Source organism: Dorea sp. YH-dor226, assembly GCF_039832105.1.
Taxonomy (GTDB): domain Bacteria; phylum Bacillota; class Clostridia; order Lachnospirales; family Lachnospiraceae; genus Dorea_A.
This window is the reverse complement of the sequence record NZ_JBDOHS010000027.1, coordinates 1-17,828: the sequence shown is the minus strand read 5'-3', so window position 1 is coordinate 17,828 and position 17,828 is coordinate 1. Positions and strand designations below refer to the sequence as shown.

18 protein-coding genes are annotated in these 17,828 nt (G+C 38.2%); 1 reads left to right on the top strand and 17 read right to left on the bottom strand.

Going from position 1 to position 17,828, the window contains the following annotated elements:
* Positions 1–708 precede the first annotated feature (708 nt).
* From ABE547_RS14235 to ABE547_RS14215, 5 genes are all read right to left on the bottom strand, one after another.
* Positions 709–1,791, bottom strand: a complete 1,083-nt coding sequence (locus ABE547_RS14235; protein WP_235395656.1) for a hypothetical protein — start codon at positions 1,789–1,791, stop codon at positions 709–711.
* Between the two features lie 80 nt (positions 1,792–1,871).
* The gene (locus ABE547_RS14230; RefSeq protein WP_347379359.1) at positions 1,872–2,927 is read right to left on the bottom strand and encodes a DUF6339 family protein; all 1,056 of its coding nucleotides are present in this window, start codon (positions 2,925–2,927) and stop codon (positions 1,872–1,874) included.
* A complete protein-coding gene (locus tag ABE547_RS14225) occupies positions 2,927–3,805 on the bottom strand; it encodes a hypothetical protein (RefSeq protein ID WP_347379358.1) in 879 nt (292 codons plus the stop codon). The genes ABE547_RS14230 and ABE547_RS14225 overlap by 1 nt, the downstream gene beginning before the upstream one ends.
* Positions 3,792–5,720 carry a hypothetical protein gene (locus ABE547_RS14220; protein WP_347379357.1) on the bottom strand — a complete coding sequence of 643 codons (1,929 nt, stop codon included), beginning with the start codon at positions 5,718–5,720 and terminating at the stop codon, positions 3,792–3,794. The genes ABE547_RS14225 and ABE547_RS14220 overlap by 14 nt, the downstream gene beginning before the upstream one ends.
* Positions 5,721–5,972: 252 nt before the next feature.
* Positions 5,973–7,169 carry an AIPR family protein gene (locus tag ABE547_RS14215; protein ID WP_235395653.1) on the bottom strand — a complete coding sequence of 399 codons (1,197 nt, stop codon included), beginning with the start codon at positions 7,167–7,169 and terminating at the stop codon, positions 5,973–5,975.
* Positions 7,170–7,304: 135 nt separating this feature from the next.
* On the opposite strand from ABE547_RS14215, the gene ABE547_RS14210 reads away from it, so the two are divergent.
* Positions 7,305–7,595 carry an XRE family transcriptional regulator gene (locus ABE547_RS14210; RefSeq protein WP_235395652.1) on the top strand — a complete coding sequence of 97 codons (291 nt, stop codon included), beginning with the start codon at positions 7,305–7,307 and terminating at the stop codon, positions 7,593–7,595.
* 436 nt (positions 7,596–8,031) lie between these two features.
* Here the strand turns inward: ABE547_RS14210 and ABE547_RS14205 are convergent, their stop codons facing one another.
* The 12 genes from ABE547_RS14205 to ABE547_RS14150 form a co-directional block, all read right to left on the bottom strand.
* Entirely contained in the window at positions 8,032–8,235 is a 204-nt protein-coding gene (locus ABE547_RS14205) for a hypothetical protein (protein WP_347379356.1), read from the bottom strand.
* 214 nt (positions 8,236–8,449) lie between these two features.
* Positions 8,450–8,611 (bottom strand): hypothetical protein, encoded by a 162-nt coding sequence (locus ABE547_RS14200; protein WP_347379355.1) that lies wholly within the window; start codon positions 8,609–8,611, stop codon positions 8,450–8,452.
* Between the two features lie 88 nt (positions 8,612–8,699).
* Positions 8,700–9,032, bottom strand: coding sequence for a DUF3784 domain-containing protein (locus ABE547_RS14195; protein WP_347379354.1), 333 nt, complete (start codon positions 9,030–9,032; stop codon positions 8,700–8,702).
* A 5-nt stretch (positions 9,033–9,037) separates the two neighbouring features.
* On the bottom strand, positions 9,038–9,385 hold the full coding sequence (locus ABE547_RS14190; RefSeq protein WP_347379353.1) for a hypothetical protein: 348 nt from the start codon (positions 9,383–9,385) through the stop codon (positions 9,038–9,040).
* A 28-nt stretch (positions 9,386–9,413) separates the two neighbouring features.
* Entirely contained in the window at positions 9,414–9,707 is a 294-nt protein-coding gene (locus ABE547_RS14185) for an alpha/beta hydrolase (RefSeq protein ID WP_347379352.1), read from the bottom strand.
* Between the two features lie 178 nt (positions 9,708–9,885).
* Positions 9,886–10,497, bottom strand: coding sequence for a DUF4125 family protein (locus tag ABE547_RS14180; RefSeq protein ID WP_347379351.1), 612 nt, complete (start codon positions 10,495–10,497; stop codon positions 9,886–9,888).
* Positions 10,494–12,194 carry a DUF4037 domain-containing protein gene (locus ABE547_RS14175; RefSeq protein WP_347379350.1) on the bottom strand — a complete coding sequence of 567 codons (1,701 nt, stop codon included), beginning with the start codon at positions 12,192–12,194 and terminating at the stop codon, positions 10,494–10,496. The genes ABE547_RS14180 and ABE547_RS14175 overlap by 4 nt, the downstream gene beginning before the upstream one ends.
* A gap of 34 nt (positions 12,195–12,228) precedes the next feature.
* Positions 12,229–13,353: a nitrogenase component 1 gene (locus ABE547_RS14170; RefSeq protein WP_347379349.1), complete on the bottom strand. Its 1,125-nt coding sequence runs from the start codon at positions 13,351–13,353 to the stop codon at positions 12,229–12,231.
* Positions 13,337–14,674 (bottom strand): nitrogenase component 1, encoded by a 1,338-nt coding sequence (locus ABE547_RS14165; RefSeq protein ID WP_347379348.1) that lies wholly within the window; start codon positions 14,672–14,674, stop codon positions 13,337–13,339. The genes ABE547_RS14170 and ABE547_RS14165 overlap by 17 nt, the downstream gene beginning before the upstream one ends.
* A gap of 461 nt (positions 14,675–15,135) precedes the next feature.
* A complete protein-coding gene (locus tag ABE547_RS14160) occupies positions 15,136–15,348 on the bottom strand; it encodes a hypothetical protein (RefSeq protein WP_347379347.1) in 213 nt (70 codons plus the stop codon).
* Positions 15,349–15,558: 210 nt separating this feature from the next.
* Positions 15,559–16,530, bottom strand: a complete 972-nt coding sequence (locus tag ABE547_RS14155) for a hypothetical protein (RefSeq protein ID WP_347379346.1) — start codon at positions 16,528–16,530, stop codon at positions 15,559–15,561.
* Positions 16,531–16,612: 82 nt separating this feature from the next.
* Positions 16,613–17,380, bottom strand: a complete 768-nt coding sequence (locus tag ABE547_RS14150; RefSeq protein WP_347379345.1) for a hypothetical protein — start codon at positions 17,378–17,380, stop codon at positions 16,613–16,615.
* Positions 17,381–17,828 lie beyond the last annotated feature (448 nt).

The following is a 17,828-nucleotide window of genomic DNA, read 5'->3' as shown; positions in this document are numbered from 1 at the left end:
TAAACTTGGCATACAAGGATTCTCCTTTCGTTAAGATCATTGGTTTTTCGTCAACTCCAATATATCATATCGAAGTGAATCCTTGTATTTTATTTGTTACCTATCTATTGTATCCCAACACGGTGAGGAGATGTAGATTTCTGTTCATGTCCAAAATGAAAATGTCTTTGATGAAATTAATCATCCTCTAAATGCTCCTCTACCTATATGGGAAGGAAGAAGGTCTTATACAACATTTTTTGATAAAAAGTTTCAAAATATTGCAAATTGTAGCATTCATATAAATTGATGCATACGAAAAATCATCGTTTTATCGTATGCGTTTGTTCCTAACAACTTTAATTTGAGCAAAAAAATCTATGGACTGATGCGCAATGTTAATATCCCCTATAAGTCCATAGACGTATAAAAACCACCAGAGTATTTTCTACTCCAGTGGTTTCAAAATGGTTATTCTAATTCTCTTTTTCTGCATGAACACCAAACATAAGATAATTCTTTGAAACACTCAAAATTTCTGAAATTTAAAAAAGAAAATCCACATATGATCTACGCAGTCAACGTTCACTCTTTACAACTATCTTTAGTCTGATATTTGATTTTTTAGCAAGCTGTTCCTACAAAACCATGCTCTTTATGAAATTGTTGAATACACTTTCCACACTCTTTTAGATCATGTTCCATAATAGTTTCTTCTAATAGCAAACGCTATTTCTTTGATTCTATTGCCTCTACAACTTTATCAACCAGTTCATCGTATCTAATCAAGTTATTTAAATCAACGTCTCCTATTTCGATACTCCATCTTTCCTGTTGCGCATAGCTGATCAGAATAAGATGAGCAATGTTTGCTTTATCTATGTACTTTCTATAAATTAGTAAATATTCTAAATATTGCTTGAATTCCGCCTCTGACATTCTATTTGGTCTTATCATAAACATATAGACTCTGTCTTCTATAGTAATCGTATACGGGAAAACAAATTCATCTTTTTTAGCCAAATCCAGTAACTTAATCCAATTCTTTGATATTTTATCTGCCCTATAATAATCTACACAAAGTAATCCTTCGATAAATTTACTTCGCTGACATCCAGCCGAAATGTTCAGCTGTGAAATCAATTCATTATAATAGGCAATGTTTTCTTCATTTAGCTCATGTCTCAAAATATGTTTATAATAGTTTCTTGCCAAAAACATATATGAATAATCATGTTCTGTTCGAGGTGATAACAGGATTGCAAAATCTTCATTCACCTTATCTAAAATAAGTTTTTTATTTTCTGTAGATTCAAATGCAAGTCTATATACTAGATACGAAATAATATCATATGGCAACTTAAGTGTTTGTAGCATCACTTCAAAATCCGAAATACTAAAGATATTAATCACCAAATTAAGAGATTTCGAATAAATAGTTCTTTTGTATTCAGTCAAGTCATTATTCAAAAACACTATCACTGGCAACAATTCTTTATTTCTGTCCAACACAAGGTCTGAACTCTTTGAAAAAATATGATTCGCTGAATTTTTATAATAAGAAAAAGTATCTTTCAGCTGAGATTTTGCTTTTTTAACAACTTTCTTTTCGAACCATTGTTCATTACTTCCTGCAGCACTGTCATTTCGTTCCTTAATTTGAATAACAATATAAACTGATGAAAATTCAATAAGACAATCACAGAATTCTTTTTCCTGCTTATTTTCTTTTGCATAAACATCCGCATATATATATTGGGGGAGAAAGTATCTTTCAGAAATCATACCTGTTATTTTTTCCGATTTTGTCATAATTGTACCTTCACTATTTCTTAATATTTTCCGATGTATGCCAGTATTCTATTCCTCAACAAAATTTAATCATTTTAGATTCAGAATATTACATCCTCAATCCTCCATTCTTTTCCCTTCATTTCAATTACATCTCCAACTTTACATCCTGTAAACACTTCAACCGCTTTAGGCATCATTCCATTTACCATGTCATATTTATATGTTTTAGTTTCCTTATCTGTATTGCGAATTACAACCTTACATCCTAATGTTACCTCAGGAACATCTGATGTATCAACAGCATCTGTATTTTCATCATCAGAATAATCAACATCCTCTTCTTCTGCAGATATATTTCCTTCAAGATTTAACGTAGGAACATCACCTTGCATAATTGCATCTACTGCATCAGAGAATATTCGAGTGATTTCCTCCCTTTCCAGACAATCAATAACCACTGATCCTCCAACTGCATTTAAATATGACATTGCAGGTCTTATATGATCACGCACCAGTACATGACGACCTTCCTCTTTAAATTGTCGGAGTGCTTCTATAATGGCAGCCATAACATCCGGATTAGAAGAAAATGTAAAGTTATAAAAGAACTCATTAATTTTAGAGTTCAAATCATTACTTCCAATAATATCCAGACTTTCGAAGTGATTTTGATTATTATTAGGATCATAAGTATTATGTCCCACCCACCAGCATTTTGATAACGTATTTCTGTAAAATCCACTTCTTCCAGTATATCTGTAAAAAAATCTGGTCTGGATAGCACCCGCTTCTTTTTCAGCACTCTTCGGCTTTTTTCCGTATCCATACCCCCAACGTTTACGCATATAATCGTAAAATGTAGTATGAGCCAAACCTGCCCATAGACGTTCATCACTGGCTTGCGATTCACTCAAAAACTGCAGTTTCTCATAAAGAATCTTGCAATTATTAAGATCTATTTCTCCAGGTGTCAAATCAGAATTCAAATCGGCCAATTTAAATTCTGTAACATCTTTAAACTCGATAAAAGGATCTTCTCCACAAATATCGGAAATCCATTGATTTGTTTTTTCTGTATAGTATTTTCCATAAACGACTGGCAAATTAGCTTTAAGAGTTTCGAGTGCTTCTCGTTTCATTATGTACAGTTTCATTACGAGTCCTCCTCTGTGGTATCAAAGAATATTGGAACCTGGTCGAATGCTTTACTCAAGGGCAGTTCCATTGCCTCTTGCGCCAACTGATAAGAATTTTTCTCAGGATTAAGTACCTCTTCCATGAAAGTTATTCCCCTCTTTGCATAAGACTTTTCCAAAGCTAAAAACCATTCTTTGTTATGATAAGTTTCTTCTCCGCCTTCCTGTCTTAATTCTTCAAATACATAAACCAATGCAGGTAATATTAACATCGAGTGAAACAGCGACTGTAATTCTGTCTTCCCAGAATACATTGCGTATATATCATAATCTTTAGTTCCCAAACCAATCCTAATTTTGGTTGAATCAAGATTTATTTCAGCTGGACAGTCACCTTCCATGATTCTTTTATAAACAGAGAAAATCGAACCTGCATTTGTAAACTCCTCATAATCTTTTGTCACATCCAAACTGCTAAGATTCTGATAAGCCAGAATAGATCCAGCAAATAGATTAAATGTAGTATCGCTGAAATCATCTACCCAATCTGTACAGAAAAAACCTGTAATATTCTTTTTAAGAATAATAAATGCCACTGCATCAAATGATCCGTTAATTCTGCCAATTGGTATAACATGTTCAATATGCTTTGATACGGAATGCAGAACTTCTCTATATGCTGTTGTCGAACATTCCAAATGAATGACATAATCAGCCTTTCCATCTATGATTAGCTGCTCCAGGTCACGGCAATTCATGGCGATATCAAAACTCAACTTTAGGCTGTTGACTCCTTGCATCGTCTGTTCGTAATCAACATAAAAAAAGGAATCTTTATAATCGTCCTTTTCATCACTTAATACTGGATAGGTAAACAATCTATTAGTTATGTTCATATACATTTACCTCCATAGCATAATCATGTGAATCCGCAAGAGTTACAATAATCTTCACTTTCCCAGAAGATGTCATATTCGCAGTTTCTATAAAGCCTCCATTTAATTTTGCCGTTTCACATCCAGATGTCGGCTTAACATCTGTTATACGAAGCCTATTAGACTTCCCATTTTCTCCTACAGTGACCAGTTCAATTCTTCCATACTCCACATCATGTGGTATTTCAAAATTAAGTGAATATATCCCTGTACCCTTCTTTATAATGCGCACATTTTTAAGAGGACAACTAGTTTCTCCACCCGGTTTCTTCTGAACAACAACATCTTTTCCACTCGGATCTGGAATTCCCCGATGTTTATCTAATTTTTTTCGCTTTCTTTTTCCTTTCAGAATTCTAAGTCCGGCTTCGCCTGTCTTTCCAAGTGTTCCACTTGTGGTTGTAGATTGACTGCTGCCTTCATCCCCTTTTCCATAAAAGAATCCTTTTGATGGAGTCTTAGTTGGACGCTCCAATACATCAATATTTCCTAGATGATCATTAATATTTTCTCGTTTATCATCTGAATCTCCAGTTTCCACTGCCTCCGGCTCTTTTTGAAGAACACCGCCTAAACCCTCGACATCCATTTCGTCATCGCTTGTGTGTTCAGCAAGTTCTGCCACAATGGTTCTAATCCAGTCCTTAATTTCCTCATAATATGCTTTTGCCTGCTTCGGATTTGAATGCCTTCCAGGTTCCCAATTATCATGAGCAACTGTTTCCATAGCACGGAAATAACTGTTCAAATCTTTTCCCTTTAATTCAAGAATTCCTGTAAAGGGAACCAACTTGGATATATTTCCAAGCCGGAATAATTTCATTCCGGCTTTCCTCACAATCAAAACTTTTCTGTCCAGTTTTTCATTCGGGTCGACCAACAATCTCAATTCTAATGTACCCATACCATGAAAATCCTGTGAATATGTATGAACTCCCTTTGTTCGCGTCAATGCAAGATAATTACCATAAGTTCCTTTGGTCGCACCCGGTCGTTCTCTATGAACGCGTTCCATATATCCTGGTAATGATTTTTTATTGATTTCTCTTCCCTGTACCTTTACCCGAAGCTGCCCATTAAAAAATGACATAAGAAAACTTTCCAATAATGCTACAGTAATTTCTGTTTCCCACTCGCTTGCTGACTTAAATCCATAAATAAAGACATCCGTCCCAACTTCGGATCTTCTATTTATGCTATCAAGTTCCGGTATTACCTCTACTGGATTATTTCCTTTTGTTTCTCCGTAATAACCAATACCACTAGTCATTAATGCACCATCTTGATATGACATTAATCTTGAAATGCCCTGTGCTGCACGCTCATATTTCTGATTGTATGTTCTGTAAAACACCAATCTATAATGCGAATTACTAAATGGAGCACTTTTACCAATTCCAAATGCACCTGCTTTGTCATCGCCTTTGTTCGCACCACCATCAATTTTTATCAATGCATTCCATCCATCGAAGCTAAAATTAAAAGGATCATCTGATTGTGCATACGGATCTGAAAGTCCCGTTGTATTGTAATCACTGATTCTGAGCACAAAAGTATTCTCCTTTTCTGCCTCTTTAATTGCATCCTTCAAAAAAAGTTTAGCTTTTTCACTCTTCGATCTATCCCAAAAAGTCTTGCATTTTTTCAAGATATTTCGATATTCCACAATACCCGGAATCTGATTTGTAGACACAAAATATCTTTCAAATTCAACTTGAACATCTGGATTACTATCATCCAATGCAGCATCCAAAGAGTTTTGGCAATTTTCTCGTGCCAAAGATGAAAGCTCAGTTCCATTAAAATTTTCAATACCTGCATCAGCAACGCCTTTTACCTGTCCATCCTGGTTGCCTGGGAAATTCCAACTAATCATCTTACTGTCCCTTTCTATATTTTTCTATTGTTGATTCAATGTAATTATCGCATTCAGTTCAACGGCCTTCCTCATCACCTGACACCTGTGGTAAGGAATCTCCACCTCCAAATGCCGAATGAATTCCAATTCTCGCACCAGTCTGATTACCACCCAAAACATAATGGGAAGAAAATCGTGCGAGACGCTATGTATAATTTTGATGCATTAGTAATTTTATTATTCTCATACAATCGATCCTCCAACAGTCTATTATCGTTTGTTAAGGAGTTTTCTCAAACTCTGAGTTTCAACAATTCTGTAATTTGACAACCATAGCTGCTTATCTTTTCCTGCAAGCTGAGGATTGTTACTGCTTTCAAACGTATTCTGTGCAATACTTGTTCCAACCTCTTCCCATATTTCCAAAGGATCAAACAGCCAAGAAACCTCACCTGTTTCTTCATCAAATCTTAACAACGAACGAAATGCACCAAATATAGGATAAATATAACCGCTAGATATAGAATATGTGGTTTTCTTCTGAAGGAAATTTGTTTTTGTTCCCTTCTCAATATTTTCAACACCTTTTACGCTTCCAAATCTCGGAATAGCAACTCCAAGTTTTTTCTTGTACTCATTATATTTCAAAGACAACTCTCTTTCGATTAAATCATATAAACTCACAAGAACCGGCAACTGTTTTGTTAATGATTTATAAAAAGGAGTATCAAATACATCCTTGTATCTTTTAAACACCTGCGCTTTACCTGAATAACTCTGAATTGGAGCCATGCTATCATCAGGATATTTAACTACATCAAATGCATACATTAAACGAAGTAATTCTGATATATTAATCGGCTTATTTTCGTTATCTTTATATGCAATCTTGTCAGCATAAGATTCATTTTTAATAGCATTTCTAATATCCTCAAAACTATCTTCGAGGTTAAACAATGCTATATCTGAAACTTGAACAGATGTGTTTCTCGCATCTGATAATCTTGTAATATTAATAACATTAGTGATAACTTCCATACGAACATATTTTTCAATATCTTCTGGAATTCTATCTCTATTCTGCATTATTGCTGTATAAGTATGACCACCATCAAGAATGCCATAATTATATCTGTCATTCTCATCATCCTGATTACCAATATCAATTGTCACCTCTGAATCTGCACTATTAAAACTTAATGATTTTGCAGAAATAACAATACCTCGATTATTAATATAAAAATCTGTTTCTGGCTCAACTACAGCGTTGATAAGTCTCTTCGCAACATTTGTTCCCATTTTAGGTACTCGAGGATTAACATCTAAAGGAACGTTCTCTGGCAGATCCTTCATATTAACCAACAAGTAATAAATTGTTTCAAATGTTGCTTCTTCTTTTTCACTCCTTTTATAAGGGGAAGCAAGTGTTCTCAATGCGTTTACTTTAAATTTCAACTGTGTGTTCATAATCTGATACCTCCATTTTAATTTTCTGCTCGAAAGCTTTTGCCTTGAACTAAATTTCAGATCTTGATCTAAGTATATTCCTTATGGTAAAATATATCAATGCACCATGGTGCATATTTATAAAGAGGTGATAAAATGGCAGAGCGACAGAAATATGATCCCGGACTAGTAAAAATGGGGGAATTGATTACCAAAAAAAGAAAGGCTTTAGGATATGCATATAAATCACGCGAAAGTTTTATAGATCGAAGAAGTGAAGAACTCTTTGGCGGAGAACCATGGATTTCACCTCGCCACCTTGCTAATCTTGAGCTCGGGAAAAATTGGATTAGTATTGAAAAACTCATCGTTCTTGCAACTGCTTTAGAAGAAAACCCTGTTGATTTCTTTGAGGAAATCATTCAAACTTATCAAAAGTATAAATAACTCAATCCATGCCTTTAATTTCGGATTGTCTCCTAAATACTTCTCTTTCACTACATCTCATGTCCGAATCCATTAGAAACCTGTATCAACAGCTTATTCCAAGATTTTCCAACTCAGAAGGAAAAAGTCGGTGTTTTTGTTTTCCCTAGGCTTTACTTTAGCAGCTTCAAACATTTGTTTTGAAATCGTATCTTCATAATATTTTGCGGTTATAACCTCAAAAACTATTTCACTTATTAATTTTTTTCGATTTAAAATATATCCTTACTTTTTAGTCTCCAGAGAACAGCCTCCCTAATATAATGGAAAAAATTCTCCAGACACGGCATGGAAAATCTATGATCGTACCTTTGATATGACATAATCTGAACCCGGTCATTTTTGACCGCCTTCAATTTCTCATAAAAAATCCCACCTACGCAAAGTAAGTGGGAAATCATTCGTGCTGTGCCAGAGGCTCATTATTGTGGGAAAAGTGTGGGAAATTCATCTGCTTAGATGGCTGAAACCATTGTAAATACGGGTTCTCTGCCACTTTGGCGACGCTTTGCCGTGGCAGATGAATAATACTTTTATCATTATATTTTTCCTCCTGTTCATCAATCGTCATAGGCGGTTGATGTTGCTTCAGTTCACCCATGTATTTTTCTCCTTAAAAGTTAAAAGACCCAACGTGGTCCGCATCGTTGAGAGGCGTGTTGGGTTCTGTTAATGTTAGTATATGCTAAATCCGGAAAGATTACAACAATTATTTTTCAATTCTGCAACTTATATTTCAACCTTATAACGTTTTAATCGTTATAAAGTTCTAGCTATCGTTATATTGTTTTTGCTGGGTTCATTTTCACTCACTATTATCGTTTCCAGCCACAGTCGTCAGGACACAGTTCCTTTTGGGCGATCGACTTCATTCTTTGATGCGTCAGCGGCTCATGAAAAACAATCTGTTTCTCACTCTCCCCGCCGTCTGCGGCATCTTTTTTTAATCTCCTCATTCTGGTTTGTTGTTTCTGCAAGTCTGACTCTCCAGAAATATTGGTAAATCATTGGTAAAATCTTGAATTGAACACAAGAAAAGCTATTTATATTTGTTTCTGTATCAATTTATTTTTTACATATCGTATTCGCCAGAATGATCATAACAATACTATCCGCAATTGTAAATCCCAGAAAAGCATATGCAACCCATGCCGGAAGCATTGCCTGTCCAAGCACTGCAAAAGGAAGCAAGATTGCTATAGCCAGTAAACCTGTGCCAATGACACGTCCAAGCTTCTTCTCATCGTATTTTTCTTTCTTTTCCTCAGGTGCTGTATTGTAACCAGCTATCAGATTTGCTCCATGGCCGGATAATAATATTGCACTAATGGCAACTAATATTACAAATACAACCCATACTATCCAATCCGGTCCAGTACTTAAATCTTTCATTGTCATATTTATCATCTCCTTTCAGCTAACTCGTTTTGCTGCACAAAACCCGTTACAACTTTATGTACTTCTACCTCATGTCCCGCCATAAGATGACCACCATCATCAAAGGACACAAAAATATATTCTGGAAATCTTGCCAATGCATTGACTGCGTCCTCATAACTTGCAAGCTTATCATCCTTTGCATGAAGGATAAGCACCGAAACCTGAAGATTTTCTATATCATAGCTTTCATAGTTTCGAGCCATATCCGGATTCGTTACAGCTGCATCCAACACAACTCCTGCCTTACGCTCACTGACCGGCATCATGCTATAGATTGTTGATGGATCCATACCCATAATCGGTCCAAACATAGGACTCATCAGGAACATAGCATAATTATTACCAAGAACCCCCCGGGGGCCCTACATATTCCGCATATTTCGCCGGTTTTTCTGTGAGCGGCATAGCGGAACAGTACAGAATCAACCCCTTTGTCCTTTCCGGATAATCAAGTGCAAAACGAATTGCAACACTGCCACCCGCTGATGTCGAAAGAACATAAACCTGATTTATCCCAAGCCTGTCCAACAAATCCACATATGCTTCAGCCTGTTCTGCCGGCATTCCGGTTCCCTTAATATCACTCCCTAAATACCCAAATCTTGATGCCACTTCATCTTTCCAGTAAAACACTGGTGTCAATCATCTGCTGTTCCAGGCGATAGAGCGGAACAGCATTCACATACTTGCCATTCATAATCGCAAGTGTTGTAAAGTTATGTCAGGTTCTTCAAAAATCCTTTGAAGATTTTGGACTTCTTTTCGTTTAGTGTAGAACTGTTCATAAAGCTAAGTTCATTTACAAAGATAGTTAATAGAAGCATCGCTTCTCCGCGTCTTCTAGCGATTGATATCCATACAGTTTCACCATTTGTTCCGTGACAAGAGTCGACAGGTTGTCTCCCCGGCGCTCGAGTTTATCATACAGCTTCTCCAGAAGCTCAACTGTGTGATCCGAATAAGTACTTAGCTCGCCTCTTGCATACGTCTCCACGGAAGTACTGTACGGTGTATCCTCATAAGTGTGCAATACACGTCCTGTCCCCGCAATCCCTGGGTACTGCTTCGCAAACGCCTCCTCCCAGGAAACCACCTTCTTAAGCATGCGTTCCTGCTGTTCCAATCTTCGTTCACTTCGCTCTGGAAGTCTCTCTTTCAACTGCACATACTGCACTGGAGCCGTACTTTCCATCATTCTGGCATACTTCTCCGTCAAGAGATTCCATCCCTTCGCTTCCGCATCCTGAAGATCCTGATAATAACTTTCAAGAATCTCCATTTCCCAAACCAAAAACTGGCTCGTTCTCATAATATTGAATGTAGGTCGATTGTCCTGACAGCTCGCTCTTCCGCCCTCGTTTTGAACCTTTTGAAACTGCTGCCACTCAAGCTCTACAATTTTCTCAATCAACTGCTCTTTCATCGCAATAATTCTCCTCTCTGAATCTCCAAAAAGTTCTCCGTACTACTCGTCAGACCTTGCCGATTCAACTCTGCAACAAACATCGCGCAGATCTCTTCCACCAGGGCACTGGCATCCTCTTTCGCGTCCACTCTCGTCAGCTGCAGAAGCTTATCCTGCAACTCACGAAGCACCTCGAACTCGTCCATTCCCCGGAACATCCATTTATAAAATGGCGCATATTGTCCATTTAATACATATGCTGCCTTGATCGCAGCCTCTGTAAATGTGGCAAGACTCAGGTAGCTCGCTCCCTCGTCCTGTCGTTTTTTCATTCTACTGTAATTATACTGACCGCTTTGTCCCATTTGACCAACGTATTCCGCAATCTTCCTCTTCCGGATATGTTCCGGATACTTCGAAAATCCCTCTCTTCTTCTCGTAAATTCACCAAGTGGATCCGCAAACACTTCCCCATTGGTCACTGTTTTCAATGCAGACATATCCTTGCGAAGCCAGTCAATATCCCTCATCTTCTCAGGTGTCTCACATCCGATATACTTGCGATAGAACGCATCCATAGAGCACACACCCACACGTCCGCCGCCATGTTCCGTCACATTCCTTACCGGATACCCAAGGAACTCTCCGGGTAACGCATTGTAATCTGCCTCCAACTGTTTTCCAATCGCTTCGTAGTCACTCTCTGTCAGCCAGATGCAAAATCCCGGACCAAAGTCGTGGTCTGTAGATGTCTGATCATCATACCCCAGGCATTCTGACCCTTCTCCTATCAGGCCCACCGCAATACGATCCACGTATTCAGCATATTTCTTCTCTAACATCGGCTTCCCACATTGCTCGTAATACTGCTTTGCAATCTCCATTCCTGTCATCTTTGAACGAAGTATCGCCTCTCTTCGTTTCTTCATATCCAGAATCAACTCATAATTGCTCTTTATGGTCCGATAGCTCGCATTTTCCCCGTAATTCTTTTTAATCTCTTCCATTGCAAGGAGCATGTATTCGGCTGCAGCCCCATAGTCTTCTCTATGAAAATGAAGTTCTCCCAGACCTGCAAGCATCGATGCATAATGCGGATCGCGTACGCCGTCTTCCACCTCAAAGAGAGCCTTTGCCTTCTGGAAATGGTGTTCTGCTTCTTCAAGATCCTTCATTGAAATACAGATATTTCCGATATTCACATGAGTGATCGCGATCTCAACATCCGATCCTTGAAGTTGCTGAATCAGTTCAAGTGCCTGGAGCAAGTCCTTCTTTGCCTTCTTCGGCTGTCCCATTTCCGCATACAGAAGACTTCGATTATTATAAAACGTTGCCATGCGATAATCCGGCTCAACAATTTCTCTCTTATAAATCTCATAGGCCTGATCATAGTAATCTCCTGCCTCGTCAAACTTCTTCATCACACGCTTGGCAGTTCCGGCATTCAGCAGGGTTGTCGCATGATTCATCGTCCCCATGATTCCCATATAGCGAATCAGGTCAAATGCACTGCGAATGCACTTCTCCCCCTCCTCATATGGACCCTGCACGCGGTAGTATCCAATCAATTCATTCAAAATGGCCAACTCAGCTCCCATGTCATGAAGATTACTGCTGATCGTAAGTCCCTTTCGGAGAAATGCTTCTGCTTCCCCCGGTCTCTCACGATAGATCACATCAAGTTCTTGAAAAAATTCTTTTAAGTCAAACATTATGAATCATCCCCCTATATGCTCCTTCACATCTCTATTGTTTCAGTCCCTTTTTCAGGAACTCATAACCGTATTTTCCATAGAGATTTGGAATGCTGTCTGAAATAACTCGTCCGCTGACGGCAATCTGGGGAAGATCAACAAATGTGTGATATCCGCCGAATACTCTCAGTTCCGGATCCCCGATAATCACATCATATTCTCCTTCTGCAGCTAAAATTCTCTCATAATCATCCTCTCCATAAAGTTCATGATCTCCATCTTCCGCAATTTCCTTATCTAACTGAAAAAAAGTTGCTACAGAAACATTCAAAACCCCAAAGTCTTTTCTCAGGCAAGAACGAAGAGCATTCATCATTACCTGTTCGCCAACCAGAAGAATCTTCTTTTCAGAATCATTTTTTCTATATCGAGGCTGCTTATCATCAACTTGTTTTTCAACACAACCGTAAGAATCCATACCAATCTGATACGCTGTACCATATCGCTCATAAAGCTTTTTCACAACAGAAACTGCTGAAACCGAAACTGCAATATTCAATGTCGCCTCCGAAGCTGACGATATTTCTTCCATCTGAACATCTTTGCTCCAAAACAGAACCTCTTCGTATTCCTGCGCAAGAGTTTCACGAAAAGATTCTCTCATCTCTGAATTCCAACCGTTAAGCGCAGTGTCTCCGATCACATTCACCCGATTACGCTTTTTTTTCGGATCCTGTGTAAAAGTGTCAATCAGAGCATGAAATAATGCTTCTTCTCCTTTATCATAACGGTCAAATCCTTTGGTATCCAGAGCAATCACAGGCAGATCAATCCGTTTTTCAATCAATCTTTTCCATGCGCGATAATCCGTTCCAATCAGCATTGGAATCGGAGACCCACAGAGCAGAATGAAATCACAGGGAATATCTTTTCCTGCCTGCACGATCATATCAATGATTTTATTGTCATTTCCCGTAACAGCATCCACTTCGCTGATCTTTGTAAAAAAAATCTTCATATCATGCTCATCCAGCTCAAAATCATCACAGGTGCTTACACCTCCGATACATCCCCCGTGACCATGTAAAACAGTAAGACAATTCATATGATGTGCTGCGTTACAGACGCCACTGTAATCTCCTGCAAATGTAGAAAGTCGCTTAAAAAGATTCTTCATTCTTCTTTGCCTCCACTTCTTTCATAAACCACAGTATACTTTCATAATCACAATAAATCGCACGTTTTTCAGAATCAATCCAGCAATCCCGCTTATTCAAAAACCACTTTTCTCCCATTCCCCAGGCAACATCTACCTTCGGAGGGTCCAGCAATACTTCTCTACTGAAAGCACTATTCGTAAAAACCACCTGCGTGTCCGGATGATTCCCGGCAATCCATGCAATTTCATCTTCTTTCTTCGCCAGCATCCCATCCGAATAGATATATTGCACATCAATTCCCAGTTTTAATATATCCCTGGCAATATGGAATCCGTTAACAGATCCTGCAAAAGTCTCTCCTACAGCCATAGTAATCGGCTGTTGCTTACGTCTTTCCCGGAACTCATGGATTTCCTGTTTCGTCTTCTTATATATCTCCTCATCATGAATATTGATACCAAGCATCTCTCCTACAGAATGATACATCTGATGAACTGCATCGATGTCAAATGTTGGAAGTGCCGTTATATACGGGATCTGATATTCCCTCTCAAGATCTCTGGCAACTTTGACCGACAGTTCTTCTCCGACAATATTTAAGCTGGCATGTCCCATAGAACAATATTCATCAAATGTTTTACAATCCGTCATATAACGAACATGTTTCACTCCCGCCTTTTCTAAGAGCCAGCGAAGATCGCTGGTGTCCGTCGGTGGATAAAGCCGTCCGATCAGGTTAACAGCCAGATTCGTTTTCTCATTACAATGATCCCAAATTGACATAAGCTTTTTCCAACATCTCACCTGTGGTGGCTCCTGTCTGCAGGCTACCGGGTCTTCCCATGTAACAATAATTTCCGCCGTAATCTTCTTTTTCAAATCACGGGCAACATACTCCAGATCACTTGCTGCCAAACGATCAATACAGGATCCACATATGACAATCATTTTGGGTTTTACTTTACAATATTCATATATTTCCAAGACCGCCTGTCGAATTTTGTCAAGATGTGTTCCATTTACAACCTCAATTTCTTCAATTGCAAGTGCAAACATTCTGTCTGTTCGCTGCCATCTGTGTGTTGTCACATGTCTGCAACAGGCCAATGGTGCAACAAACAAAGTAACCGTTTCCGGAATCATCAATGATAAATCAGCGATTCCACCACACATCTTGGAACTGGCAGGAATGCCAAGACCTTTATCTACAAGTGATTGTCCAGTTTGCACGGACCGTAACACATCTTTAATATTGTATACTGCATTATTCTTCATAATCCGCCCCAGTCTAAATTCAGTTTCTTCCTTTACTTTCAGATTTTCACAATCTGAGATCATACTTTCTTTCTCTTTATCTTCGGCTCAGGCAATTCTTCATACATTGCTTTCAGGACCTTCTCCATCAATTCTATATTTTCCACATCATCTACAATTACCATCAATGTCTTCGATCCCTCATAAGGATAACCCCTGTCCGCATCCGGCATAAAACGAAGCACAGATTCTGTCGGTTAATCTTTTGATGTTGCCATCTGTTCTAATTCCTTTCCGATCGGATGCCGGATCACAGTTTTCCTTTTTCCCGACGCACCTTTTCTGATGTTTGTCTGGTTTATTATAACATTTCTTACATATAAAAAAATATATTCACCTATAGAATTCCTCTGCATCTCTTATAGATTTTTGCCTGAATTGGCCTGAATATTATTGATTGTTTCGATAACCGGACGTTGCAGTTTCTTACGTCCACACAACATCCGGCCATAGATATGATATTATTGAATATTAGATCAACCTTTTTACATCCGGTTCACAAACTCCTCCAGGGAATTCACTTTAGCTGCCAGCTTCATCCATCTTGTCAATGTTTCCAGATTTTTTTCACTCTCGATTTTTCTCCGAAGATCTTCCGAAATCCGAGCCTTTTCCTCCAGCAATTCCAGTATGTCCTCTATCTTTGCTTCGACTTTTCCCTCAGCGTGTTCATCCCTCAACATTTCCTCGAAAATCATAAAACGCTCCTCCATTTCACGATTTGATTCTGTGAATTGTCTCCTGCAAGTAAGTTCCTTTCATTGTTTCCTTTGCTTCATAATCTTTCCTCCACACATGCAGAGGAATTCTATACATTGATTATAGCGCAAAATTCAATATTCACTATATATATTTTAATCCATAGGGTAAGTTTTGAAAAATCTATCTTTCCTATGTAAGCAACGATCCTAATTACTTTCTGCAAAATCGGTATCTATGATTTCGCTTCTGATACTATTAAAAATAATATCTTCCTCTTCTGTCGATTCATGTTGAGGATTAGCGAGCATGGTATCACTAAGTGCATCCTTCAGACGATAACAGCAAGGTTTAAATGTTGCATATGTTATTCCTCCTCCGATCACACCGCCCACAACAGGAATGGCTTTCTTAAAGAAACCAGCAAATACTTCTTTTGTCATATTTACACTGAACCATTTAGCCACAGATTTTACGATTGGATATACCGTACCTTTCGTAAGCGCTGCTCTCATCAACTTCTTTTCAACACCTGACGCCAGAGCTTTTGCCATCGCCTTAATTGCATTATTTGCATTTGCTACACCATACATTACTCCAAGACAAATCGTCAGGCAATTTATCGTCTCTGAATCGAGCATAACAGCTTCTTCCGATGTATCTAATTCAGGAAAGCCATATAAATATAATAGTTTTTGAGCAGCTCTCAGCATATACCCATAATACTGAGCAATATCCGCAGGAATAGTAGCTGCCATCGCTGCACCACCGGGCATACCAAGTGCAACAGAAATACCCGACACAGCATTTCTCTCAAATTTGATTACTTCGTCAGCAATCTTATCGATCTCATCCTGCAGAATGCCTGCTTGGGAAGGATTTGTCGCTATTGCCTCATCAATTATTTCTTGTGGGTGATTTTTATAAAATTCCTTTTTTAAAAATTCATCTCGCTTAATTTTTACCCCTGGCACTTTCAAAGCCATAAGAATAATATCAACACTATCAATTTCTCCGTTTCCATCCTGGTCAAGTGCATTGACTAATGCTCTCTGTGAAGCATTAACTGCACTTTTCGTTTCTTTTACTGCACATTTCGCTTTATCTACAGCAAATTCTCCTGCAGTACTTAAGCCCTTTGTAACAGAATCTGCTGTCTTTTTAATATTAAATTTTGACATTTATTGTATCCCCCTGACACTTCAACATAATGAGATTCGCCATTGGAATTGCATCTGACATCGAATCCAATTCCCCTACTCTTTAATACTCCTCAACTTCCTCCACGTCTTTGTTACTATGACTGCCTTTTTTAACCAGACGTTTTTGTTTCACTACATTAGGCGAAATTTTTACTCCTGTGATTACTTGTACAATCCAAAGGAACAACAGCAGTACACAGATTGGAATCACACAAGTAGTAACAATCATGACTGCAACTCCCTCAATCATTTTATTCAAAGCATTTTCAAATTCTTCCATACTTGAATCTACCTTATCTTTTGCAGCATCCGTAAGATCTTTAAGTTTATCGGAAACAATATCAAAAACACCTTCATTTTCTGCTTGATCTTCTTTATCGCTTTCTTCTTGTCCTTTTTCTTTTTTCGCATCTTCCCGGATCAAAATATCCACGGAATAAGCACTCGCATATGTATCATTAATTACATTAGTCGTCCATGCACTAACCGGAACCAGCACCCAAAGCAGGATTCCCATAATCATAAACTTAATTGCCATTCGGTTAATTACCTGCTTCCAACGATCATTTAAAAACAGTATACTGATCACTATCGCAATCAGCCCTACTGGAATAAGAAACTTAAATGTCACCATTCCCATCAATGTCAACAGATATTTTTCTAATATAATCGCAACGTATACAATTACCATATACCCTGCAACATCCGCAAGTTTATTTGCTACCGGTGTCGTCGCATCTCCGGGGATAGCAGCTGCACCTGTTGCCAGTGTTGTTGCGGTAGCAGTCATGCCAAGCGCCTTATCCTGAAGACTATCAAGTGTCTTCATAACTCCCGAATAAGTCTCTGGTTCAGATGCCCACTTAGACACCCAAAAAAAATGATACCACAGCAATAAACAAAGCCAGGACAACTCCCAAATACTTTAATTTCTTTTGCTTTTCCATGCTCTACTTTTTCCTCCTCTTTTACTTCTACTCCTCATTCTTTCCTAAATATTTTTTCTTTTGTACAGTTCATAACTTTTAACATCCATCCGCAGGGTTATCCTCATTTTGAATCCAGTTACTAATTTCTGTGCACAACGCATCTAACTCTGGTGTCCAATGAATATCATTTGCTAGTGTAAAATCTCCTTCCATCTTCATCGTTTCTGATATAGTGGCTCAGTTGTCAAGACAAAAATCTAAGATTTTTATAATGAACTGATATGCTTGATAAGTTACAAGGAGCCGGGGGAGAATAGTTGGACACTCCCCTGATCCATATATGCTAAG